Origin of the sequence: Chryseobacterium sp. CY350, assembly GCF_027945075.1 — a bacterium.
Taxonomy (GTDB): Bacteria; Bacteroidota; Bacteroidia; order Flavobacteriales; family Weeksellaceae; genus Chryseobacterium.
In genome coordinates this window covers 2,935,931-2,961,585 of record NZ_CP116034.1, presented here as the reverse complement: position 1 = coordinate 2,961,585, position 25,655 = coordinate 2,935,931, and the positions used below count along the sequence as shown (strand labels likewise).

Genomic DNA, 25,655 nt, shown 5'->3' with positions numbered 1-25,655 from the left:
AAAAGCTTTCCTATGAAAAATTTAAGTATAATTTTACTCATCACCTGTCTCACTTCATGTTTTTCTACACAGTATCTTGCCGAAAAACATCATGGTAATTTTGAAAAAGTGCGCGCTGGTAATAGATATACAATCCTTGACACAGAGAACAAAAAAGTTTCATTGGATGTTACTTCTATTGAAAAAGACAGCATCCTGGGAAATAAACAAAATTTGCCTTTTGCGATTGCCAAAAATGATATAAAAAGAATCAGACAAAAAAATACTGCCGGAACTTTGCTGATCATAGGCGGTGCGGTTGCCGGAGTTACAATTACTACAGTAGCATTAATTAACCTAATTAAAGTAGATTCGGAAGATTCTTCCCTAGACGAATATCAATATCAGTTAAATTAATGTCATGCTTGAAGAATTTAAATTTAGAATTAAAAGATCTTGGCATTAAAGCAAATTCCTAGTGAAAATTATTGATTTATAAAAATTTAAACACATTTTTTGGATTCTGAAAACATATATTCAAAAAAAATGATAAATTTGGAAAACTAAAATTATATAATGAAAGCATCTGTACTTTTAAAATCATCTTTACTAACGGGTTTATTTGTCATTTCATCTTGTGCTACCACAAAGTACAGCGAAAATATTTCTACAAATAATTACTCTAATCTTGAAGCAGGAAAAATATATGTAGTGACGCCAAGAGACGGTTCTAAAAAGCAGACAATTCTTTTCAGAAACATCAGCGGAGACAACATTATCGGTACAGCTGGTAAAAAAGACAGTACAGAAGTGGTGATTCCTAAATCTAATATTGCATCTGTAAAAGACAGGTCTCAAGGAAGAGTAGTTGCAGGCGCGGCAGTAATCGGAGCTGCAGGAGTTGCTGCCATTGTCATCAGTTCTTTAAGAGCAGACTAAATAGATACTATCTTTCAGAAGAAATATCTAAATTCTTTTGAAAACCTCACATAGCAATAGCCCTGAATGAATATTTAGGGCTATTTTTGCGAAATGATTTCTCTTACTCCGCTCAAAACTTTAAAAAATATAGAATTCAGAAATCTTCTTACTGGGAGGTTTTTTATTGTTTTAGCATTTAGGATGCTCGCTACACTTTTGGGATGGTGGGTGTATCAATTGACAAAAGATCCTTTTTCTATTGGTTTAATCGGACTTTCTGAGGTAATCCCTGCTGTAAGTTGCGCTTTATATGCGGGTCACGTCATCGATATGAACGAAAAAAAGAAATTGCTTTTGATCTGTACTTACCTCTATGTATTTTTGATCGGATTGCTTTTAGTTCCTGCATTTTTTAATGTTGAACTTCATTTTTCGGGACATGAAATAACGTATTACATCTACGGAGTAATTTTTTTTACCGGAATTGTGAGAGCATTTATTGGCCCGATCGTTCCGTCAATGATTCCGAAAATCGTACAGAAGGTGAATTTACCAAGTGCAATAACGCTAAACCAGGGAACTTTTTTGATCTCATCGGTTTGTGGACATGCAGCAGGCGGATTCTTAATTGGGTTGGTTGGCGTAAAATGGACATTAATTGTAATACTTTCTTTAATATCTATAGCTTCCATCTTTTTTTGGCAGCTGAAGAAACAGTTTTCTGAGCATAAGAAAGAAGAAATAAAAGTTTTGGAAAGTATGCGGGAAGGCATTTCATATATTTTTAAAACTAAAGAAATTCTCGGAGCTCTGTGTCTTGATATGTTTGCAGTACTTTTTGGTGGCGCTGTTGCGATGATTCCTGTTTTTGCGACAGACATTCTAAAATCTGGCGCTGAAGGTTTCGGATTGCTGAATGCTGCTTCAGATATTGGCTCGATGATCATCATCGCTACTCTTTCTGTAATTCCTTTAAGAAAAAATCAGGGTAAAGTTCTGCTTGCTGTAGTCGCAGGGTTTGGTCTTTGCATTATTGGTTTCGGCTTATCACATTACTATTGGCTTTCATTCATGTTTTTGGTTTTAAGTGGCATGCTCGACGGAATTTCTGTGGTAATCCGCGGAACTATTGTACAGCTAAAAACTCCTGATCACATCCGCGGCAGAGTTTTGAGTGTAAATTCTATCTTCATCATGTCGAGCAACGAAATGGGACAATTTGAGAGCGGTCTCGCTGCCAAATTGCTCGGCGTAGTGCGCTCTGTAGTCTTTGGAGGAAGTATGACATTATTAATTGCCTTAATTGTAGGAACTACCAATCATAAACTAAGAAAAATGCAATATTAGGAGTCAATCGACGTAGTATTTAAATATATTACAAATTCCTTAAGCTAAGGTTAATATTTTTTTTATATTTGTATTAAAAATTTTTCGAAAATGAAAAAAACTTTACTCATTTTTTTATTGATATTATCTCAGGTGTTTTCTGCGCAGTCAGATTGCCCTACAGCTATCACTGTATGCGGAAACTCAGGAATATCATACACACCCACCGGACCTGGTAATATTTTAGAAGATCTGGGAGGTTGTTTGGTCAGTGACGAGCATTTTTCTGTTTGGTACACCTTTACAATCTCAACAGCGGGAACGCTGACCTTCACTATTGATCCTAATGTATTTGTAGATGATTACGATTTTGCAGTATACGGACCGAACAAACCTTGTGGGAATTTAGGACTTCCTGTGAGATGTAATTATTCTGGAGCAGATGGTCCTACAGGACTAGATTTGAGCACAAACGGTCCCACAGGAATTGATGCAAGTGGAAACTTAACTCCGTGGAGTGGATTTATGAATGTGCTTCCAGGAGAAACTTATTATTTGGTTGTAGATAACTTCTCTAGTTCAGCGAATGGCTTTACACTTTCATGGGGAGGTACGGCTTCATTAGCATCGCCATTTAATGATCCGGGATTAATTACAAATCCATTTATTGCTCCGGGAGTGCCGAATGCCAACCCGAATGATCCAAATGAGGTTGTAATTTGTACAAACCCTGCAATATTTAATTTCAGTTCATTATCTCCGGCAATTATAAACGGGAATACAAACTTTACTGTTTCTTATCATTACAATATAAATGATCTATTGACAGGTGATAACCCTATCACAGCTCCAATTACAGTAAATACTACTAATACTTATTATTACAGTATCACTTACACAGATCCCACGAACCCAAATAACCCGATCAACAAATGTAAGCAGACCGGCGACTTTAAATTTAAGGACGGATCCATCGTTGCCACCGACGCTACACTGACGGAGTGTAACAATAACAATGAAGGCACTGCAGTGTTTAATCTGACAACGGCTAATGTTATTAATAATCCGACTGCTACTAAAAAATATTTCCCATCAATGTTTGATTTGAACGGAAATACGAATGAAATTACTAATCCTTATCAATATCTTTCAGCAGGCGGATCGGTTTTCGTTTTGGTAACTTCAGAATTCGGATGTACAGATATTGCTGAGATTAAGCTTAATTTCTATCCTGTAGTTGTAGTAAATGATGCTACCGTAAGAGCTTGTTTTATCGAAACAAATCCTTCTACCGGTTTATTTGACCTTACCAATGTGAGTGTAAATCAAACAGGTGCACTAAAAAAATATTACCCATCTGCAACTGATGCCGTAAATCAGACCAACGAAATAATTAATGCAGACACTTATGTAGCTCCAAATGGTTTTGTATATGTAAGAGTGACAAGCGCAGACGGATGTTTCAATGTAGCTAAAATTACTTTAGTTGTTATTCCTCCGGTTTATTCTACAGTTTTAATTGATAAAGTGATCTGTATGGAAGACAGAACCACTTTAGATGCAGGACCAGGATTCGACGGTTACGAATGGAGCACAGGCGCAACGACGCAAACAATCTCAAACGTTGCAGTAGGAACTTACTGGGTGAAATTAAGAACAGGCGACTGTACATCTACCCAAAGTGTAAAAGTTTTTGCAACTGAGCAGCCGGTAGTTTCTAACATCGAAATCACGAACAATTCTATCAACATAAACGTTACAGGAGGTACACCAGCTTATCAGTATTCGCTTGATAATGTACACTGGCAAGATTCAAATGTATTTTCGGGTCTTACGAGAGGCGATTATACTGTTTTCGTAAGAGACGCTTATGATTGTACACCAATTGAAGTGAATATTGTAGTGCCGAATATCGTCAACGTAATTACTCCGAATGGTGATGGTATCAATGATGTGATTGATTACTCTGCTTTATCAACAAAATCAAATCTTGTACTTACAATTTTTGACCGTTATGGAACAAAAATACATCAGGCAGACAAAACAAATAATTATACATGGAACGGAACCATTGCAGGCAAAAAGATTCCGACTGGTACATACTGGTATTCTGTAACATGGAATGAAAACAATAAAAACAGTACACCGATCAAATTCTCAGGTTGGGTAATGGTAAAAAACAGAGATTAATTTTCAACAATAACAGTAAAGAAATCGCTTATGGCGGTTTCTTTACTTTATAAACCTAATTGCATATTTTTTTTTAAATTTGCTTAAAGTCATTTTCTCATGAAAAAATTATTACTTTTTTTTATTTTAGTCACGTCACAGTTGTTTTACTCACAGTCTGACTGTATCTCAGCGATACCGGTTTGTGGAAATTCTTCAGTTTCTTATAACCCGAGCAGCGGAGGTTCTGTAATTGAACAAACTGACGGAAGTTGTTTAGCATTGGAACACTATTCTGTCTGGTATGTATTCACGGCGGCAACAAGTGGTACCATCGAATTCACGATAAATCCGAATACTGTTCCCGGTGTACTTCATTATGATTATGATTTTGCAGTTTACGGACCCAACATCAATTGTGCAACACAAGATTTCGGTGATGCAATACGATGTAATTTCTCTGGGACAAGCGGGCCAACAGGACTAAGTTCAACCATAATTGCAGATTTTGACCAATGGGAACTGCCTTTGAATGTTCTTGCAGGCGAAACTTATTATCTTCTTATAGACAATTATATTCCAAGTAACCCTTACGGATTTGATTTAACATGGGGTGGAACAGCAACATTAGTTTCCGCTTTTAACGATTCTACTTTGGCTCCAAATCCTTTTTTACCACCGGGAACCAGCCATGATGGTAATGTGAGCATTTGCTCAAGTCCATCACTTTTTGATTTCAGTACACTTTCTACAGGAATAATTAATGGAAATGCCAATTTCAGTGTCACTTATCATACTAATTCGAATGATGCATTGACGAACTCGAACCCTGTTACCACTCCAATTAGTGTTAACACTACAGACACCTATTATTATGGCATCCATTATACAGATCCTGCAAACCCGACAAATCCACTCAATGCCTGCACGCAGACTGGCACGATCAATTTTGTCATCGGACCAATTGTAGTTAATAATGCAACAATTAAAGCATGTAATAATAACAAATCTAATACTGGGGTTTTCAATCTTAATTTAGCACCGGTTTATGCAGATCCAGCGGTTACTAAAAAATACTACCCAACTTTAGCAGATCTTACTGCTGGAACTAACGAAATTACTAACCCAACAGCCTACACATCAACAGCACCTAAACAGGTTCACGTAAAAGTTACAACAACAAGTGGTTGTAGTGCATCAGGGATTATAACGTTTGAATTTTATCCAATATCTGTGGTGAATGACGCAACTATAGAGACATGTTTTATTGAAAACAATATTACCCACGGAATTTTTAATTTAAATACAGCAGTTGTAACTAGCCAGACACCGGTTACAAAGAAATATTACAAAACCTTAGCAGATGCTGTCAGCGGAGCTAACGAAATATTAAATCCTACGCTTTATGATTCTACTGAAGGCTTTGCATTTGTACGTGTCTATAATGAGAACGGATGCTATAACATAGCTAAAATCACTTTAGTCATCAATCCACCTGTAAAATCTACTGTTTTAAAAGATAAAACAATTTGTCTTGAAGACAGAACCACTCTTGATGCAGGACCAGGTTTTGATGGATATGAATGGAGCACCGGAGCAACTACACAAACAATTTCTGGCGTACCTGTAGGAGCATATTGGGTAAAATTAAAGACCGGAAAATGTTTCACCTTACAACAGGTTAATGTTTATGCAACACAACAACCTGTCATTGCAAGTTTAGATATTACCAACAACACGATCACTGTAAACGCAACAGGTGGAACAGCTCCTTACCAATATTCTACTGATGGGATTACATGGCAAGATTCAAACGTTTTCAATAATCTTCCAAGAGGAGAAAATAAGATTTATTTAAAAGATTCTTTCGACTGTACTCCTATTTTGGTTCAGGTGACAGTACCGAACTTGGTGAATGCAATTACACCAAACGGAGACAACATCAATGACGAAGTAGATTATTCAGCTTTAGCTTATAAAAAAGATTTAGTATTTACAGTTTACAACAGATACGGAAACAAAATGTACGAGTCTGATAAAATGAGAAACTACAAATGGAACGGAACTTCAGGTGGTAAAAAAATCGTAACCGGAACATACTGGTACACCATCACTTGGACAGAAACTGACGCAAACAGTACCCAAACCAAATACAGCGGTTGGATATTGGTAAAAAATAGAGAATAAATTTATTTTCACCCTAATATTACATCACCTCAGCAATGAGGTGATTTTTTTATTCACATCATTCGGCGCCTTTTAATACTGATATTTTATAAGTTATCAACAATAATTATTAATTACTCTTTTCAAATTATTTTTTAAATAAACTATATTTGCAGCATGGCGCAGAAAGAAACATTATCATCTCTTACACAAGGCAACTTTGCCAGAGAATTGTCTATTGCAGATGGAAAAATGCCACCCAATGCAGTAGATTTTGAACGATTGGTGATCGGTACTTTTTTAATTGATAAAAAAGGGCTTGATCATTCCATTGACCTTTTGACACCCGAAGTTTTCTATGACCCGAGACATTCGGTGATATTTGAAGTGATTTTAAAACTTTATGAAGGAAACAGTCCGGTCGATTTGATGACTGTTATTCAGGAACTGAAAAAGACTGATAAACTGAGTTCAGCCGGCGGTGATCATTATATCATTGAATTAACAATGGGTGTGAGTTCTTCTGCTCACATCGAATATCATGTGCGTGTCATCCTGGAAAAATATATCCTTCGAAGTTTAATTAATGTTTCTGCAAATGTAATTGATACTTCATACAAAGAATCTACAGATGTTTTTGAACTTTTAGATAAAGCCGAGCAGTCATTTTTTGAAATTACCAACGGGACAATCAAAAAAGGATTCGATACTGCCAATACTTTGGTAAAACAAGCCATTGATACCATTAAATCTTTAAAAGATAAAGAAGGAATCTCTGGAGTTCCCTCAGGTTTTACAGATGTTGACAAAGAAACCGGAGGCTGGCAAAATTCAGATTTAATTATCATTGCAGCACGTCCGGCAATGGGTAAAACTGCATTTCTGCTGTCAATGGCTAGAAATATAGCAGTCGGACACAAAATTCCGATGGCATTATTTTCTCTTGAGATGGCATCTGTACAGCTGATTACAAGAATGATCGCTTCTGAAACCAAAATTTCGTCAGAAAAATTGAGAAAAGGTCAAATGAGTGACGAAGAATGGGAAAGATTGTTCTCAAATGTTTCAGAGTTGGAAAATGCTCCTTTATATATTGATGAAACTCCTTCTCTTTCTATATTCGATTTCCGTGCAAAATGCCGAAGACTGGTCATGCAGCACGGTGTAAGAATCATCATGGTCGATTATCTTCAGCTGATGACTGCAAGCAGCGGAGGAAAAGGCGGAGGAAACCGTGAACAGGAAATTGCAATGATCTCCCGTTCTTTAAAAGCAATTGCAAAAGAATTGAATGTTCCTGTAATTGCACTTTCGCAGCTTTCAAGAACTGTAGAAACGCGCCCCGGTAAAAGACCTCAGCTTTCAGATTTAAGGGAATCGGGAGCGATTGAGCAGGATGCTGATATTGTATCTTTTATTTTCAGACCAGAATATTATAAAATTGCGGTTTGGGATAATGATGAGGAAGGGCAGGAATCTTCAACTGAAAACCAGGCCGAATTAATTATTGCAAAACACAGAAACGGAGCAACCGCAGATGTAAGACTTTCTTTTATGAAGCATTTTGCCAAATTTGGCGATCTTGATTTATATGGAAATAATGACTATGGTTATCCTTCCGGTGGCAATCAGTCTTCCGAGCCCAGTGGTTTTGAAAAAATAAAAACAACTATTCAGCCAGGCGCAGCATTTGATCTGCCGGACAATTCTAAAGTTTCAGGATCTTCGATGAATGATCTTGATGACGAAGATGATTTTCCTTTTTAAAAATAAGATTCAGTTTGAGGCTTAGGTTTAGGCTTTTTAAACCTGAATTATATGATCTTTAAACTAAAACTTATCCTCAACCTAAATATTTTGAGAATCGAAATTTATACAGACGGCGCATGCAGCGGTAATCCCGGAAAAGGAGGTTACGGAATCCTCATGAAAGTTCCTGAAAAAAATTACCAAAAAACATTCTCAAAAGGTTTCAGAAAAACCACTAATAACAGAATGGAGCTTTTGGCTGTTATTACTGCTCTGGAAAAACTTAAATCAACGGAAAACGATATTCATGTTTTTACAGACAGTAAATATGTTTCTGATGCGATCAACCAAAACTGGATCGCAGGTTGGGTAAAAAGAGGCTGGAAAAATGTAAAAAATCCCGATTTGTGGAAACGTTTTATAGTTCTTTTTAATCAGCATCAGCCAAAAATGCACTGGATCAAAGGTCATGCCGGTCATTTTGAAAACGAACTTTGTGATAAACTGGCCGTAGCCGCTGCCAATTCTCAGAATCTTGAAATTGATAGTTATTTTGAGAATATCGACAGCAATTCTTTATTTTAATAGATAAAATTTTGAATCATTCTAACTTCAGATTAATTATTTTAGTTATTCCTTTACAAATTACAATATAATTTACCATATATTTAATTTTTTTTACAAAATTAACATTATATTAATATTTATTGATCAGTATTTAATACCTTTACGCGTCTAATCATAAAGTACAATGATCAATGAATAAAAATCTACTATTTTATTTTTCCCTTTTTCTTTTTTGTCTTTCAGGAAATCTCAGTTCCCAAACATATCAACTCGCCGGAAATCCCGTCGTGACAACAGGATGGACTATTGTCGCTCCTACGTCTGTGAATACAGATTTTATCCAGCTTACTCCGGACGCCAACGATCAATCTGGATCTATTAGGCTGAATAGTCCAATTAACCTGAAATTTTGTGATAAATGGCGTGTAGAATTTGATTTTAGAATGGATTCTAACCAAACCGCAAATGGAGATGGTCTCGCATTCTGGTACTTAGCAAATCCTCCTGTGGCAAGCGTTTTGGGTTCAGGACTAGGAGTTTCTCAAAATGCAGTTGGCTTTATCGCAGGTTTTGACACTTATAATAACACCACTACTGCAGTGATGAGCAAAGTACATGTTGCTTACGGGCAGGTTGTGAATACCACCGATACCAATAATGTTGAGTTTTTTAATGTCGCAGGCAGTTCTTTTCATTCTCCGGACATGAACACGACATTGCCATTTCAGGGATTAACATACAAACATGTGGAAGTAACCGCACAGGTAGATCCGGCGATTCCTGCCAATTGGATTGTACAAATAAAAATAGATGGCACCGTAATCTGTAATCAGTCATTTGCTCCTTCTGGTGCAGCGGCTGCAATGACAGTAGGATATTTCGGGTTCTCAGCTTCGACCGGAGGAAACAGATCAAGACATTCTATTAAAAATGTTAAAATTTACACAGACAAAGTCAGCATACTTCAACCAACTGCAACACAGTCATTCTGCCCAAATCCCAATACCGGAATTGCAACTGCAAATCTTACATTGTTTAACTCGCAATTTGTTTCAACACCTGCAAATTACACCTTCACCTATGCGGCAGGCGGAACTACAATTACCAACCCTACCAATTACCAGTTCACTGCAAATACAACCGTTAATGTTTTTATTAAAGACATTAATGGGATATTGTGTGACAATCCTGACGGGCAGATTCAGCTTACCATTTCACCATTTACGGCAACAAACAGAACCCTGTCAGAATGCAACAACAATAACGCAACCACAGCAATATTTAACCTTACTACAGCAAATGTAAGTATGGTTCCCGGTATTACAAAAAAATATTACCGGACGATGGCTGATCTGAATGCCGGAACAAATGAGATCACAACACCTCAGACATTCGTTTCTGCACCTACGATTGTTTACGTAAAAGTGACGACTCCGCAAGGTTGTACAGGAACTGCACAAATTACACTAAATTTCTTACCGCTACCTGTTGTTAATGACGCAACCTTACAAGCATGTTCCATTGCAGCAACACCTACTTTAGGATTATTTGATCTTACAACAGCAAATGTCACTTCGCAATCTGACATTACGAAAAAGTTCTACACCACATTGGCAAATGCTGTCTCAGGAACCAACGAAATTATAATTCCTACTATTTATCCTTCTCCGAGTACAGATGTTTATGTGAGAGTGACCTCGATCAATAATTGTTTTATCATCAAAAAGATCACTCTTAAAGTAATACCACCGGTAAATTCGACGGTTTTAAAAGACAAAATCATCTGTATTGATGACAGAACAACTCTGGATGCAGGTCCTGGATTTGATGGATATGAATGGAACACAGGAGCAACGACATCTTCTATACAGGGAATACCTGTCGGAATGTATTGGGTAAAACTTAAGACCGGAAACTGCTTTGTTACTCAATTCGTATCAGTAAAAGCATCTTCAAACCCTGTCATTGCAAGTCTTGACATTACAAACAATACCATAACGGTAAATGTAAACGGAGGAACAGCTCCTTATCAATATTCATTAAACGGAATCAATTGGCAGGATTCAAATATTTTCACAGGATTACCGCGAGGCGAAAACAAAATCTTTGTGAAAGATTCTTACAACTGTGAACCTGTGGAAGTTCAGATCACAGTTCCGAATCTTCTTAATGCAATTACGCCAAACGGCGACAACGTGAATGATTTCATCGACTACTCTGCTTTAGCTTACAAGAAAAACCTTGTGTTTACAGTGTACGACAGATATGGAAATCAAAAATTTCAGGCTGATAAAATGAGAAACTTTAAATGGGACGGAACTTCAAATGGAAAGAAAATCCCAACGGGTACTTACTGGTTCAGCATCACCTGGAACGAAAACGATAAAAACAATACCCTAACAAAATATGACGGCTGGGTACTTGTAAAAAACAGAGAATAGCGCTCAGAAATCACTCCTCTTTTGGAGTGATTTTTTTGTAATATTTAGATGTGTAAAATTTAAGCAAATATTATTTTTTACAGAATATTATAAAAATCAGCGACTACAGAAGTAAATATTTTTAATCAATTTAGACTTTATCTCTAAGACAACAGAGCTCTCTTTCCAATTAAGTATTTAAACACCAATAACCATAATTTAAACTAATAAAATGAAGAAATCATTACTATTTTATCTTTCAGTTATTCTTTTATTCTTTTTTCAAACAACATTAGCACAAACTTATCAACTCACTGGAAATCCAGTTAATACAACAGGTTGGGACATTGTTCCCTCGGCGGCAGTAAGCGGAGACTTTGTAAGACTGACTGCTGATCAGACAAGTCAGTTCGGAGCCATAAAACTTTCGGATCCTATCAATTTAAAATATTGTGATAAATGGAAAGTTGAATTCGACTTCAGGATAGATGGAAACGGAACCACAGCATACGGAAGAGGAGACGGTCTTACTTTTTGGTATCTTTCAAACCCGCCAACCGCTTTTACAACAGGTGGTGGTCTGGGAATTCCGGCGAATGCAAACGGACTGATGGTTGCTTTTGACATTTTTAATAATACTACTGAAGGACAAATGAGTAAAGTGCATCTTTTGTACGGCACCAACAATACTCCTGCAGGAAATCCCAATGTAGAATACAATGTAACGGCGGGAAGCACATTCCATTCTCCTGATTTACAAGCTACACAACCTTTTGTGGGAACAAATTATAAGCATGTTGAAGTAAACGGTGAGGTAGATCCTGCCAATATTAATAATTGGATTATTCAGATAAAAATAGACGGAGTTGTGATTACCAATCAATCTTTTGCCCCTTCAGGTGGAGCAATTGGTATGACAACCGGCTATTTTGGATTTTCCTCAGGGACCGGAGCAGCGAGCGCAAGACATTCTATAAAAAATGCTAAAATTTTCATTGATAAAGTTCCGATTTTACAAAATACGATTACTCCTTTCGTGTGTACCAATCCTTCTACCGGAAATGGCTTTGTGGATTTAACTTCTTATGCCACGCAGTTTGTGAATATCCCTTCTAATTACATTATTACGTATTATGTTTTGGGAAGTTCTACACCAATTGCGACTCCTTCAAACTTTCAATATTCCGGGAATACAACTATTACAGTCGTTATAAAAGACCCTTCAGCAACATTATGTGATAACGGCGATGCACGGATTATTTTAAATCCTACTCCTTTTGAAGCTGCCGACGCTTCCCTCACCGAGTGCAATAACAATAATGCGGGTGTAGGAATATTTAATTTAAATGATGCAGCTGTAACAACTTTAACCGGAGTTACTAAAAAATACTACCCTACTCTCGCAGATTTAAACGTTGGAACCAATCAGATCATGAACTTCGGCGCTTTTCCCGCGGCACAGGGAACTACAATTCATGTGAAGGTGACTACAGCGCAAGGTTGTGTAGACAACGCGATTATCACCCTAAACACTTATCCTTTAATACCGGTAACCGATGCTACATTAAGAAGTTGCGCACAAGAAACCAATCCGTCTGTCGGTATATTTAATTTAACCAACGTCAGCGTTACATTTCAGACCGGAATTACAAAAAAATATTATCCATCATTAACAGATGCCGCAAATGACACCAACGAAATTTCAAATCCTGCGACTTACACCGCTCCGAACGGCGTTGTTTATATAAAAGTTATTAATTCTAACGGATGTTTCTCTGTCGCAAAAGTGACATTGGTGGTAATTCCTCCAATTTATTCTACCGTGTTGACTGATAAAATAATTTGTATCGAAGATAAAACCACTTTAGATGCAGGCATTGGTTTTTCAGGATATGAATGGAGCACGGGCGCAACTACTCAAACCATCAATAATGTAGGAGTGGGAACTTACTGGGTCAAATTAACAAACGGACAGTGTACAGTAACTCAGAATGTAAAAGTTTATGCTTCAGAACAGCCGGTTGTAACTTACATTGACATCTCGAGTACTACAATTACTGTTAACGTGAATGGCGGAACTCCTGCTTACCAATATTCGCTCGACAATGTAAACTGGCAGGATTCTAATGTATTTACCGGAATATCAAGAGGTTTACACAAAATCTACGTAAGAGATGTTTATGATTGTGAGCCCATCATTGTCAACTTCACGGTACCGAATCTAATCAACGTTATCACTCCAAATGCAGACGGGCAAAACGATTTCATCGACTACTCTGCCTTATCTGGAAAACCAAACCTGACGTTTAATGTATACGACAGATATGGTTCTAAACTTCATCAGGGAGATAAAACCAATAGATACATCTGGGACGGAACGGCAAACGGAAGAAAAGTTCCTACAGGCAATTACTGGTATTCTGTGACGTGGAATGAAGATAACAAAAATAAAACACCAATTAAATTCTCCGGTTGGATCATGGTAAAAAACAGAAACTAAATTTTTTTTCATATTTTAATTATTTTGTAGCCGCTCTCTTTAAAAGGAGCGGTTTTTTGATGAATTAATTTAAAAATAGATATTTCGGTGCAAAGCTGTCTTTATTCACATTCAATTCTTAAATTTGTCTTATGAACTATTTGGAAGCTTTAAGCAGAAGGTATTCTGTGAAAAAATTTAATCCTGATTTAATTATTCCGCAGCAGATACTACTCAACATTCTTGAGTCTGGTAGATTGGCTGCAAGCTCTCAGGGACTACAGCCTTATAAAATATTTGTGGTTGAGAGCAGAGAAATGAAGGACAAATTAATCCCGGCTTTCTACAATCCTTCCCAAATATCCACCTGTTCGCACCTTATCGTTCTGGTTTCAAAAAAAGATATGGAAGAAACATATCTTGATGGATATTTTAATCACATTTCCGAAGTGCGAGAACATCCTGTGGAAGATTTAAATTTATTTAAGAAAAGTATTACAAGTCATTTTAGCAGACAGCAACACGATGACATTCTGAACTGGGCAGAAAAACAAGCCTATATTGTTTTGGCTAATTTAATGTATGCTGCTGCGTTAGAAAATATAGATACCTGCCCGATGGAAGGCTTCAGACAAGATCTTATCGAAGAAATTTTAAATATTGATTCGGATACGGAGAAAGTATCCGTAACACTTGCTTTAGGATTCAGATCTCAGGAAGATGAGTTTCAGCACATGAAAAAAGTAAGGAAACCAAACGAAAAATTGTTTAAATTTATGTAATTATTTAGACGGTTGTCTTAATGCAAGAATATGATAAAAGCGGATGTATTAGTAATTGGCTCCGGAATTTCCGGACTTTCTTATGCCATAAAAGTTTCAGAACAATTTCCGGATGCGAAAATAATCATTGTAACCAAATCTGACGAAGATGAAAGCAATACAAAGTATGCTCAAGGCGGATTGGCAGTAGTTACAGATTCAAAAAACGACAATTTCGAAAAGCATATTGATGATACGATGCGTGCCGGAGACGGCGAAAACAAACGTGACATCGTAGAAATGGTGGTAAGAGAAGCGCCGGTAAGGTTTAACGAAATCGTAGAATGGGGTGCAAATTTTGATATGAAAAATGGCGAATTTGCCTTAGGAAGGGAAGGCGGCCACACCGAAAACCGAATCGTACATCACAAAGACATCACAGGTTTCGAAATCGAAAGAGCTTTATTGGAAACTGCGAAAAGCAGTCCGAATATCGAAATTCTTGATCATCATTATGTAATTGACATCATCACTCAGCATCACGTTCCGGGAAAAGAACTGAATGAAGGTGAGATCAATTGCTATGGTGCTTATATTTTGGATGCAAAATCGAAATCTATTAAAAAAATCACTTCAAAAATCACTTTAGCGGCAACTGGCGGAGCAGGACATGTTTATAAAAACACGACTAATCCTGTGATTGCGACCGGAGACGGAATTGCTTTCGTTGCGCGCGCTAAAGGAAAAGTGACCAATATGCAGTATTATCAGTTTCATCCGACGGCATTATATAGTAAGCTTGACGGTATGCTGTTCTTGATTTCTGAAGCCGTACGTGGAGACGGTGCAAAATTGAGAACAAAAAAAGGAGAAAAATTTATGCAGAAATATGACGAACGCGAAGAACTTGCCTCAAGAGATATCGTTGCTAGAGCCATTGATGCAGAGATGAAAGTTACCGGAGATGAATTTGTAGGATTAGACTGCAGCGAAATGAATCACGAGAAATTTCTGGAACACTTCCCTAATATTTATAAAAAATGCAAAGATGAAGGGATCGATCCTTTCACCCAACTCATACCTGTAGTTCCTGCCTGTCACTATCTTATGGGCGGAATTGAAGTTGATAAAGACGGACAATCTTCAATAAATAATTTATTTGCTGTGGGAGAATGTACCAACTCCGGGCTTCACGGTGCCAACAGATTAGCATCAAATTCTCTTCTTGAAGGTTTGGTTTACGGTCATAATGCTGCAATGAAAACCGTGGAATTATTAAAAGAAAACAATTTTAATTTTGATGATCTAAAAGCTGTTCCGGAATGGAATGAAGAAGGAATGAAAATCATTGACGAAATGGTGATTGTATCTTATCTCAGAAAACAGCTTCAGGAAATGATGAGTGATCTGGTAGGAATTGTGCGAAGCAACAGCCGTCTAAGAATGGCTTTTCAGAAACATCAGGAAATAGCCGCTGCCGTTGACGAAATTTACCGCTACTCTATCTTATCACCTCAACTTTCAGAATTAAGAAATTTAACAACCGTTGCGCACCTTATCATCACCCAATCGATGGAAATGACGAAAAATAAAGGCGCGTTTTACAATAAGGATTTAGTTCAAGCATAATCGATTATTAAAGAAAATAATGAAAAGACCAAACTACGCAACCGATAAAGTTCTGAAACAGTTCATCAAAAATGCATTAGAAGAAGACATTCAGGATGGCGATCACTCTACTCTGTCTACAATCCCAAAAGATTTGGAGCAAAGTGCAAAACTGTTGGTAAAAGAAAACTGTATTTTGGCGGGAGTAGAACTGGCTGAAATTATTTTTAAAACTTTCGATAAAGATTTAAAAATAGAAAGATTTATCAAAGATGGCGAAATGGCAAAAGTAGGAGATATAGCTTTTATCGTGACCGGAAGCGCCCGATCTATTCTATCAACAGAGAGACTGGTTCTCAACTGTATGCAGCGTATGAGTGGAATTGCAACACTGACTCAGGATTGGGATTCTAGATTGATTGGTACGAAAACTAAACTTTTGGATACCCGCAAAACAACACCCAACTTCAGGGTCTGCGAAAAATGGGCAGTCGCGATCGGCGGCGGAACCAATCACAGATACGGTTTATATGACATGATCATGCTAAAAGATAATCACATAGATTATAATGGAAGCATCACCAACGCCGTAAAAATGGCTAAGAATTATGTAAAAAAATCTAAGAAGAAACTGAAGATAGAAGTTGAAACCCGCAATCTTGAGGAAGTTCAGGAAGCCATCAACGCAAAGGTAGACAGAATCATGCTTGATAATATGGATGTCATTACAATGAAAAAGGCCGTAAAACTCATCAACGGATCTTGCGAAAGTGAGGCATCAGGAGGAATAACCAGAGATCAGCTGAAAGAAATTGCTACAACTGGAGTTACTTTTATTTCTGTAGGTGCGCTTACACATTCTGCTAAAAATATTGATTTAAGTTTAAAGGCTGCTATGTAAAGCATTATATATTTAATAAAAACAAATGCCATTTGTTAAAAATTAAATAATATGATTTTTTTCACATAAAATATCGTTATTTTCGTATTTAGTTATAAATCAACACATTAACCGTTATTAAGACTTGATAAAAATTAACATTAAGTTAATAATAGTTAAAGTTTATTTACCGAATTTTGCAGCAAATTTAATTCTAACTATTACTTACGATTATGAAATTAATCAACAAATCGATGCTAACTGTGGTAATCACACTTTCGACAGCTAGCGTTTATTATGCACAACAGACTCAGGACACTGTTAACACAAGATCTAGAGACATTGAGCAAGTTGTTATCGCTGGCGTTGCTGATATCGCCAAAGATAGAAAAACGCCTGTTGCTGTTTCTACAATTAAAGAAGCACAGATTCAGGAAAAGATAGGTAACCAGGAACTTCCTGAGCTTCTAAACGTTACACCTTCTGTATACGCTACAAAAGCCGGAGGTGGTTTTGGAGATTCAAAAATCAACATTCGTGGTTTTGGACAGGAAAACATTGCCGTAATGGTAAATGGTATGCCTGTTAACGATATGGAAAACGGAGCCGTTTACTGGTCTAACTGGGCAGGTCTTTCTGATGTAACTTCTGCATTGCAGGTACAAAGAGGGCTTGGAGCATCTAAATTAGCTATTGCTTCTGTTGGTGGAACAATGAACTATATTACAAGAGCAGCCGACAAAAGACAAAGCGGTAAAGTAACTTTAGGATTAGGAAACGATGGTTTTCTAAAAACTGTATTTTCTTATAACACAGGAAAATCTGCTTCAGGATGGTCTTCATCATTTTTAATGGGTAGAACTTCTGGCGCAATGTATGCCAACGGAACTGACTTCGAAGCATATAACTATTACTTTGCTTTAGGATATCAGCCAAACAAAAAGCATGATCTTCAGTTTACAATAACAGGAGCTCCTCAATGGCATAATCAGAGATCAACTTCTACAACCATTCAGAACTATATTAAATATAACAGCGATCAGGATGGTACACCAAACAGAAGATACAATGCAGACTGGGGATATAGAGATGGAGAACAGTTATCTAACAGAGTAAACTATTATCACAAGCCGGTAATGTCTGTAAACTGGGATTGGAAGATGAGTGAAAAATCAACATTGAATTCAGTATTCTACGCTTCTTTCGGTAGAGGTGGTGGTACTGGCGACATCGGTAGAATACCAACAGGTGTAGGCTCAAACACTGGTTTTGTTAATAGCTTTGTAACTCCTGAAGGACAAATCGATTACAACACAATCTTTAATACAAATGCTACAATTAACCCTCAAACTGCCGCGCAAGGGAGTACTTTAGTAAGAAGATCTTCGATTAACTCTCACAACTGGTATGGTGCTATTCTCAGCTTTAACCATAAATTTAATGAACACTTAAATTTCACTATTGGTACAGACAATAGGTATTATTACGGTTACCATTACCAGATAATTACAGATATGTACGGAGCTTCAGGCTACAAAGACATTACAAACAAAAATTTCTTTACTGCACCAGGAAATGTATATACTGTAACTCCTAGAGTTGTTACTAATAGATTTTCTCCTAGAGCTACAGGAAATCCTTTTGGTGGAAAACTAAACAATGATGAAGACAAAATAGGTTATGATAATGATGGTGAAGTACTATGGTACGGAGGTTTTGGTCAGTTAGAGTATTCTAATGACAAGTTATCAGCCTTCGTTTCCGGTGCATTGTCTAATCAATCTTTCCAGAGAATTGATAATTTCATCATTGACGGAGTGACTTTATTAAACGGTCAGCAGGCAGGATACAAAAACTCTACCGCTGCCAATGCACAAGTGGCTCAGCCTACCGCAGCAAACCCTGCACTTAATACAAAAACAGGTTTCAAAGATATTTTAGGGTACAACATGAAGGCTGGTGCCAACTATAATATAGATGACCATCACAATGTTTATGCAAATATTGGATACTATTCTAAGCAGCCATTTTTAAATGCAGTATATCCAAATCAGAAGAATTACTTAAACCCGAATCTTACTAACGAAAAAATATTTGGTCTTGAAGGAGGTTACGGATTCCGTTCTTCTATCTTTGATGCAAGTCTGAATGTTTACAGAACTGAATGGAAAGACAGATTCCAAAGAAGAGGAGGTCTTACACAAACTTACCCTGATCCGTTAAACCCAGGTACAACTCTTACAACTAATCAAGCTTACTCAAATATTCAGGGAATCACTGAAATTCACCAGGGGATAGAGTTAGAAATGACTGCAAAGCCTCATAAGATGGTAGACTTGTTTGCTATGGTTTCATTTAATGATTATCACTATAAGGGTAATGCGCAGGGAAATATTTTCACTGAAAATAACGAACAAATTGGATCAGACGCTCAAACTCTCTATTTAGACAAAGTGAAAGTAGGAGGTTCTGCACAGACAACCATGGCAGGAGGTTTCACATTCAAGCCTTTAGATTGGTTCTCATTTGATGCAACTTACAGAGGTGTTAAAAACTTATATGCTAACTTAAATATTTTGAACTTCCAAAATGAAACATCAAGAGAAAAAGGTTCTTTAGAGTTACCATCTTTTGGATTGCTTGACCTTGGAATCACTTTTAAAGTTAAATTAAAAAATCCAAAACAGTTCTTTACATTGAGAGGTAACGTGTACAACCTTTTAGACAAGACATACATTGCCGAGTCTAATACAAATATCCACCCAAACCTTTCAAAATCTGAATATGCTGCAATTAACTCTACCCGTACTCCTGCTCAGATAGAGGCTGAATACGCATTATATCAAGGTGCTGGTAATTGGAATGGAGTAAATCAACAAAACCAGGTTTATTTTGGTTATGGTACTACATGGGCAGCAACAGTTGCTTTCAATTTCTAATAAATTCAATTTTATTACATACCAAATCCCGGCTTTATAGCTGGGATTTTTTTATATTTGCATCTAACAAAAATATACATTATGGATTTCAACTTTATGCTTCAGGCGCACCGCGGTTTTGCTTACCTTATCTTATTGGCAACTGCCGTTTTTGTGATAGCACTTTTGGCAACAATGTTCGGATACTCCGGAAAAATTTCTAAGCTTTTAAGAAAATCTACGTTGTTTACCATGATATTCTTTCATACACAGGCGCTGATTGGGCTTATTATGTTGTTCTTCTTCTCTCCAGGATTCAAAGCTGCAAAAGAAGCCGGAACTTTAATGAAAGATGCAGTTTCCAGAAATACATATGTTGAGCATCCTACTGCAATGATTATTGCTGCAGTTTTGTTAACAATTGTCAACAAGAAATTTAAAACAAACGATAAAATCCAGATGAGCTGGGTGATCATGGCGGTTATTGCAATTGCATTAATGCTTTGGGCGTTCCAATGGCACAGACTTTTTGGAGCATAAAAAATAAATGACAAGTATAAATCATGCAATATGAGTTATACTTTTTTAATCTTTAAATATTTTAATTAAATCAATGAAAGTAGCTGTAGTAGGTTCAACAGGAATGGTTGGACAAGTGATGCTTAAAGTTCTCGAAGAGAGAAATTTCCCTGTAACAGAATTAATTCCGGTAGCTTCCGAAAGATCGATTGGTAAACAGGTGAAATATAAACAGGTAGATTACACTATCGTAAGCATCGACGACGCTATAGCTGCCAAACCTGATATCGCAATCTTCTCTGCAGGTGGTTCAACTTCTCTGGAATATGCGCCGAAATTTGCTGAAGCCGGAATTACCGTAATTGATAATTCTTCAGCCTGGAGGATGGATCCTACTAAGAAATTAGTTGTTCCGGAAATCAACGCTGATGTTCTGACAAAAGAAGACAAGATTATTGCAAATCCAAACTGTTCCACCATTCAGTTGGTGATGGTTTTAGGTCCGTTGAATAAAAAATATGATTTAAAAAGAGTGGTCGTTTCTACGTATCAGTCTGTAACAGGAACGGGTAAAGCTGCAGTAGATCAATTAAATGCCGAAATCAGCGGAGACGATTCTGTTGCTAAAGTTTATCCTTACCAAATCTTCAAAAATGCGTTGCCACATTGTGACGTATTTGCCGATGACGATTACACAAAAGAAGAAATTAAATTAATGAAAGAGCCTAAAAAGATTTTGGGCGACGATACATTTAATTTAACGGCAACTGCTGTAAGAGTTCCGGTGCAGGGAGGTCATTCTGAAAGCGTTAATATCGAATTTGAAAACGAATTTGAATTAGACGAAGTAAGAAAAATATTATCAGAAACTCCCGGAGTAATCGTAATGGATAACGTCAAAAACAACGAATATCCAATGCCTTTATATTCAGAAGGGAAAGATGAAGTTTTCGTCGGAAGAATCCGGAGAGATCTCTCTCAGCCGAAAACGCTTAACCTGTGGATTGTAGCAGACAATCTGCGAAAAGGCGCTGCAACCAATGCAGTGCAGATCGCAGAATACTTGGTAGCAAACAACTTAGTATAAACTAACAAAAAAGAAAAGAGTCTCCGAAAGAGATTCTTTTTTTTATCAAAGAAATAAGCTTTTAGCAAATGGATATTAGCCTTTAGCTTCAACCAATGCCAAAGGGATTTAACAAAGAATAGGATAAATCCTATCAACAATAACGTCGTGAGACCTTTTTAAATTCATAAAGAAAAAATGACTACAACGAATACCAATCAAGATAAAATAGGTTTCCAAAGGCTCATTGCCGTGTTTGGAATCATTTTATTTGTAGGTAAAATTATCGCTTGGAAACTCACAAATTCTGATGCCGTATTTTCTGATGCCATGGAAAGCATCGTGAATGTCATCAGTGCTTTTATGGGATTGTATTCTTTGCATTTAGCTTCAAAACCAAAAGATGAAGATCATCCTTACGGTCACGGTAAAGTAGAATTCGTCACAGCAGGAATAGAAGGTGCGCTTATCGCCATTGCCGGCATCATGATCATCTATGAAGGCATCAACAGTTTGGTGACCGGAAAAGTTTTAAAAGGTCTAGATTGGGGAATTGCCATCATTGCTGCAACAGCCATTGTCAATTATTTTTTAGGCTACATCTCTATTAAAAAGGGTGAAAAAGAAAATTCTATGGTTCTCATATCATCCGGAAAACACCTTCAATCGGATACCATCACCACTTTAGGTGTGGTCATCAGTTTAGTCGTTGTTTATTTCACTAAAATTGACTGGATCGATTCTGTTGTAGCATTAATTTTTGGGCTTTACATCATATTTGTAGGCTACAAAATCGTGCGGAAATCTCTCAGCGGGATTATGGATGAGCAAAACCCCGAACTTCTCAACAGCATCATTGATCTTTTAGAAAAAAACAGACATACAGAGTGGATCGACATTCACAATATGAAAATTCAGCAGTTTGGAGCTTCCTTACATATCGACGCACACATCACTTTGCCTTGGTATTACAGTCTTCGTGATGCCCACAACGAAATGGAAAAAGTAATTCTACTGTTAGCTAAAAACACGAAAAGAACGGTTGAATTTAATTTTCACATGGATGACTGCAAACCAATCTCCTGCCCCATCTGCGACATCATGGATTGTCCGGTTCGCGAGCAACCTTTTGTACGAAAAGTAAAATGGACTCCTGAAAACGTGACCAGCATTGATAAACATACGCTAGATTAGTTTAAAATAAAAATGTTTAAAATTTAAAAATATCTACTGTATATTGTAAAGTATATCATGCTTTTTATGTTCCGTATTCGCACGAAACTCTTCCTGTGTGACTTTTAAATTTTCAATTTCCACATAATCAATATTTTCTGACCATCTGTAATTATGAGACTTATCAATTCTAACAGTTGATTTCGGAGGTATAATAAACTGAACTGACGAATCTTTCACTTTCTTATCAAGTAAACTTAAACCGCTGTTATCTTCCCTGAATTTTTTCCTGCTGTACAAACCTTCTGCGTAATAAAAATTCAAATTATCGATATACCGTCGCTTATCTGGATCAGAAAGATGAGTTTTATACATTATAGTAATCGATTTACTTTCGTCTGATAAATTTTGAATGTAAAAATGTGTACGAACTGAACAACCCAGCATCAAAAACATCAACATCAAACAAAATGCAGTTTTTAATTTTTTTAATATCATCCTAATCATGATTTATTAATATTTTCTTCTAATCTTTAATGTTCTGCTTGGCTCTACGACAACACAAATACATTTATTTAAACATATCTGTACCATATCAACTCAAAAAACATGTTTAAACTATAAGAAGATATGCTTAACGGACCAAAATTGACGCTTCAAACTACTACGGATATACTTTAACTATATTCATCGATGTATAAAGCGTCAAATAATACGTCTTACCGATATTATAATATGTTTAAAGACTCAAAGTTGATATTTTATACTATAAAGCATACACTTTATATATATTGCTTGATGCATAAAACGTCAAAAGATAAATTTAAGACAAAAAAAAATGATGTTTAACAATTCAAAACATCATTATTAAACGTATAGCGATCGGTCTAAGATATAATCTAAACGATTTTTAACAACATTTGCTTTCTGTAATAAAACAGCGGAACAATTAAGAGCAATATCAAAGGCTGAATCACAAACCTTCTCATGTAGAAAGAGAAGAGATAGCCGATCTCGAACCTGTCGTAGATACAATATAAATAAATCGGGAAGGTAATTGCGAAAATAATGGTGATTAAAACCGCTCCCTGTACCGTCCATTCTTTATTTTTAAATAAAAACTGAATGATAATGCATGAGAAAAAAAGGTTTAAAACAAATCTGAAAATATGGCTGACGATCAATTTCCCCCATTCAAATTCCGGAAAGATGACATTTTTATTGGCCTCATGGAAATAATTCAGAAAAGGATCATAGAAAATGCTGTCTTCTATCATTCTTACGCCAACAAGTCCGCAAATCCCGACGAAAACGAGAAACCAACTAAGAATTTTCATTTTTCAAAGCAAAAAATTTAATCCAGACCAACCAGAGCAGCACCACACTTCCGTAAATCACCGCAGGAAAAATATAATCATGCGCCAACTTATTGTATTGAGGATAATCACTTGTTACAATATTCAGCCCCACAATTCGTAAAACATTCATAAGATATAGCAGCAAAAGGCTGATTGCAACGAAAACAAAAGTTTTGGCACCTTTATAAAAAGCAAAAATAAAAGACACGAAGAGAATAATCACCGAAACAGCATTACAGCCTTCTACCATTCTCGTCACATACTTTTCTTTGACAATATACCCCACCTGCTCATTGGGCACATCGTCATAGAGATAGGTGGGAAAATTAAGTTTATTCTGAATAAACATTACATGATCAGCAATTAATCGCGAATAAGGATCCAGTCCCTGCGCTCTAAAACTGTTGAGATAAAACTGATAAGCAAACAGCAACACCAAATAAATGATGATGAATCGCAGCAGAATTCCCAAAACAGGCTTAAAGTCTTTTAGCATTGTGCAAAGATAAAAAATCGAACGTAAATTAGTATATTTGTTACCATATTATGACTTCTGAAAACGCAAAAAGATTTTTTGAAAACCATTTCGGTGAAAAATCAACTCAATTTGTCACTTTAGCTCAAAGCGGTTCTGCGAGAGTCAATTTTTTGGCTCAAAATCAAAAGGATACCTACATCGTCACTTACAACGAAAACATTTCGGAGAATGAAACTTTTCTTTATTTTTCTGAGGTTTTTTCAGATCTAAATCTTAATACTCCTAAGATTTTTAAAGTTTCTGAAGACACAAAAATGTACATTCAGGAATATCTGGGAAGGCAAACATTTTCAGACATTATTTCTAAAGAAGGTTTATCCGAAAACGTAGAAACTTTGATAAGACAAACTTTAGAAAAGCTTTTTGAAACACAAACAAAATCGCAAGATCAGATTGACTTCACCAGAACTTTTGAATACGAGCGTTACGATGAACTTCCAATTGTGCACGATCTATACTACTTTAAAAATTTTATTGCCGATGTTTTAGAGTTAGAATATCATAAATCTACCCTTTTAAAAGAATTTAAAAAACTCGTCAACCTCATTGAAAATCTTGAACCAAAGGGTTTGATGATTCGTGATTTTCAGGCTAGAAATATTATGGTAAATGATCACAATGAAGTTTCATTCATCGATTACCAGTCTGCAATGAAAGGACCTTTGATGTATGATGTGATTTCTTTTCTGTTTCAGGCAAAAGCCAATTTCCCTGAAGATTTCAAAAATAAAATGCTTGAATTTTATATTCAGAAATTTGACAAAGAAGAAACTCAGATCCAGCTAAGAAAATCGGTAAAACCCATTCAACTGATGAGATTTTTACAGGTTTTGGGAGCTTATGGCTTCCGAGGACTCGTTCAGAGAAAGCAACACTTTATTGCAAGCATCGACAAAGGAATAGAAAATCTAACAGGATTTTCAAACAATTGGGAAGACATAAAAAATTACCCCGAACTAAAAAAGGTGATCGAACAGTTGAGCCTGAAGAGAACAAAATCTAAAATTGAGGAGATATTGAACCATTAAGGTGTATTTAAGAAGTTAAGAATATTAAGA

The 25,655-nt window shown here is 36.4% G+C and carries 20 protein-coding genes; 17 read left to right on the top strand and 3 right to left on the bottom strand.

Annotated elements, in window-relative coordinates:
• Positions 1-12: 12 nt before the first annotated feature.
• The 16 genes from PGH12_RS13770 to PGH12_RS13695 all read left to right on the top strand — a co-directional run bounded on the left by PGH12_RS13770 (position 13) and on the right by PGH12_RS13695 (position 22,722).
• Positions 13-396, top strand: a complete 384-nt coding sequence (locus PGH12_RS13770) for a hypothetical protein (RefSeq protein ID WP_267596312.1) — start codon at positions 13-15, stop codon at positions 394-396.
• A gap of 159 nt (positions 397-555) precedes the next feature.
• Positions 556-918 (top strand): hypothetical protein, encoded by a 363-nt coding sequence (locus PGH12_RS13765; protein ID WP_267596313.1) that lies wholly within the window; start codon positions 556-558, stop codon positions 916-918.
• Positions 919-1,011: 93 nt separating this feature from the next.
• Entirely contained in the window at positions 1,012-2,247 is a 1,236-nt protein-coding gene (locus PGH12_RS13760) for an MFS transporter (protein ID WP_267596314.1), read from the top strand.
• A 90-nt stretch (positions 2,248-2,337) separates the two neighbouring features.
• Entirely contained in the window at positions 2,338-4,416 is a 2,079-nt protein-coding gene (locus PGH12_RS13755; protein WP_267596315.1) for an FIDD domain-containing protein, read from the top strand.
• Positions 4,417-4,515: 99 nt separating this feature from the next.
• Positions 4,516-6,582: an FIDD domain-containing protein gene (locus PGH12_RS13750; protein ID WP_267596316.1), complete on the top strand. Its 2,067-nt coding sequence runs from the start codon at positions 4,516-4,518 to the stop codon at positions 6,580-6,582.
• Between the two features lie 156 nt (positions 6,583-6,738).
• Positions 6,739-8,328, top strand: a complete 1,590-nt coding sequence (gene dnaB / locus PGH12_RS13745) for a replicative DNA helicase (RefSeq protein ID WP_267596317.1) — start codon at positions 6,739-6,741, stop codon at positions 8,326-8,328.
• Between the two features lie 90 nt (positions 8,329-8,418).
• A complete protein-coding gene (gene rnhA, locus PGH12_RS13740; protein ID WP_267596927.1) occupies positions 8,419-8,895 on the top strand; it encodes a ribonuclease HI in 477 nt (158 codons plus the stop codon).
• A 173-nt stretch (positions 8,896-9,068) separates the two neighbouring features.
• Entirely contained in the window at positions 9,069-11,318 is a 2,250-nt protein-coding gene (locus PGH12_RS13735) for an FIDD domain-containing protein (RefSeq protein ID WP_267596318.1), read from the top strand.
• A gap of 211 nt (positions 11,319-11,529) precedes the next feature.
• Complete coding sequence (locus tag PGH12_RS13730) at positions 11,530-13,797, top strand: FIDD domain-containing protein (protein ID WP_267596319.1); 2,268 nt, start codon at positions 11,530-11,532, stop codon at positions 13,795-13,797.
• 131 nt (positions 13,798-13,928) lie between these two features.
• Entirely contained in the window at positions 13,929-14,558 is a 630-nt protein-coding gene (locus PGH12_RS13725) for an NAD(P)H-dependent oxidoreductase (RefSeq protein ID WP_267596320.1), read from the top strand.
• 30 nt (positions 14,559-14,588) lie between these two features.
• Positions 14,589-16,166 carry an L-aspartate oxidase gene (gene nadB / locus PGH12_RS13720; RefSeq protein WP_267596321.1) on the top strand — a complete coding sequence of 526 codons (1,578 nt, stop codon included), beginning with the start codon at positions 14,589-14,591 and terminating at the stop codon, positions 16,164-16,166.
• Positions 16,167-16,185: 19 nt separating this feature from the next.
• Positions 16,186-17,046, top strand: coding sequence for a carboxylating nicotinate-nucleotide diphosphorylase (gene nadC / locus PGH12_RS13715; protein WP_267596322.1), 861 nt, complete (start codon positions 16,186-16,188; stop codon positions 17,044-17,046).
• A gap of 212 nt (positions 17,047-17,258) precedes the next feature.
• The gene (locus tag PGH12_RS13710) at positions 17,259-19,964 is read left to right on the top strand and encodes a TonB-dependent receptor (RefSeq protein ID WP_267596323.1); all 2,706 of its coding nucleotides are present in this window, start codon (positions 17,259-17,261) and stop codon (positions 19,962-19,964) included.
• 81 nt (positions 19,965-20,045) lie between these two features.
• A complete protein-coding gene (locus tag PGH12_RS13705; RefSeq protein ID WP_267596324.1) occupies positions 20,046-20,483 on the top strand; it encodes a hypothetical protein in 438 nt (145 codons plus the stop codon).
• 73 nt (positions 20,484-20,556) lie between these two features.
• On the top strand, positions 20,557-21,549 hold the full coding sequence (locus tag PGH12_RS13700; protein ID WP_267596325.1) for an aspartate-semialdehyde dehydrogenase: 993 nt from the start codon (positions 20,557-20,559) through the stop codon (positions 21,547-21,549).
• A gap of 177 nt (positions 21,550-21,726) precedes the next feature.
• A complete protein-coding gene (locus PGH12_RS13695; protein WP_267596326.1) occupies positions 21,727-22,722 on the top strand; it encodes a cation diffusion facilitator family transporter in 996 nt (331 codons plus the stop codon).
• A 33-nt stretch (positions 22,723-22,755) separates the two neighbouring features.
• On the opposite strand, the gene PGH12_RS13690 is transcribed toward PGH12_RS13695, so the two are convergent.
• From PGH12_RS13690 to xrtF, 3 genes are all read right to left on the bottom strand, one after another.
• Positions 22,756-23,076 carry a hypothetical protein gene (locus PGH12_RS13690; RefSeq protein WP_267596327.1) on the bottom strand — a complete coding sequence of 107 codons (321 nt, stop codon included), beginning with the start codon at positions 23,074-23,076 and terminating at the stop codon, positions 22,756-22,758.
• A 524-nt stretch (positions 23,077-23,600) separates the two neighbouring features.
• Positions 23,601-24,038, bottom strand: coding sequence for an exosortase F system-associated membrane protein (locus tag PGH12_RS13685; protein WP_267596328.1), 438 nt, complete (start codon positions 24,036-24,038; stop codon positions 23,601-23,603).
• Complete coding sequence (xrtF, locus tag PGH12_RS13680) at positions 24,025-24,555, bottom strand: exosortase family protein XrtF (RefSeq protein ID WP_267596329.1); 531 nt, start codon at positions 24,553-24,555, stop codon at positions 24,025-24,027. Before xrtF ends, PGH12_RS13685 begins: the two co-directional genes overlap by 14 nt.
• A 50-nt stretch (positions 24,556-24,605) precedes the next feature.
• On the opposite strand from xrtF, the gene PGH12_RS13675 reads away from it, so the two are divergent.
• The gene (locus tag PGH12_RS13675; RefSeq protein WP_267596330.1) at positions 24,606-25,625 is read left to right on the top strand and encodes an aminoglycoside phosphotransferase family protein; all 1,020 of its coding nucleotides are present in this window, start codon (positions 24,606-24,608) and stop codon (positions 25,623-25,625) included.
• Positions 25,626-25,655 lie beyond the last annotated feature (30 nt).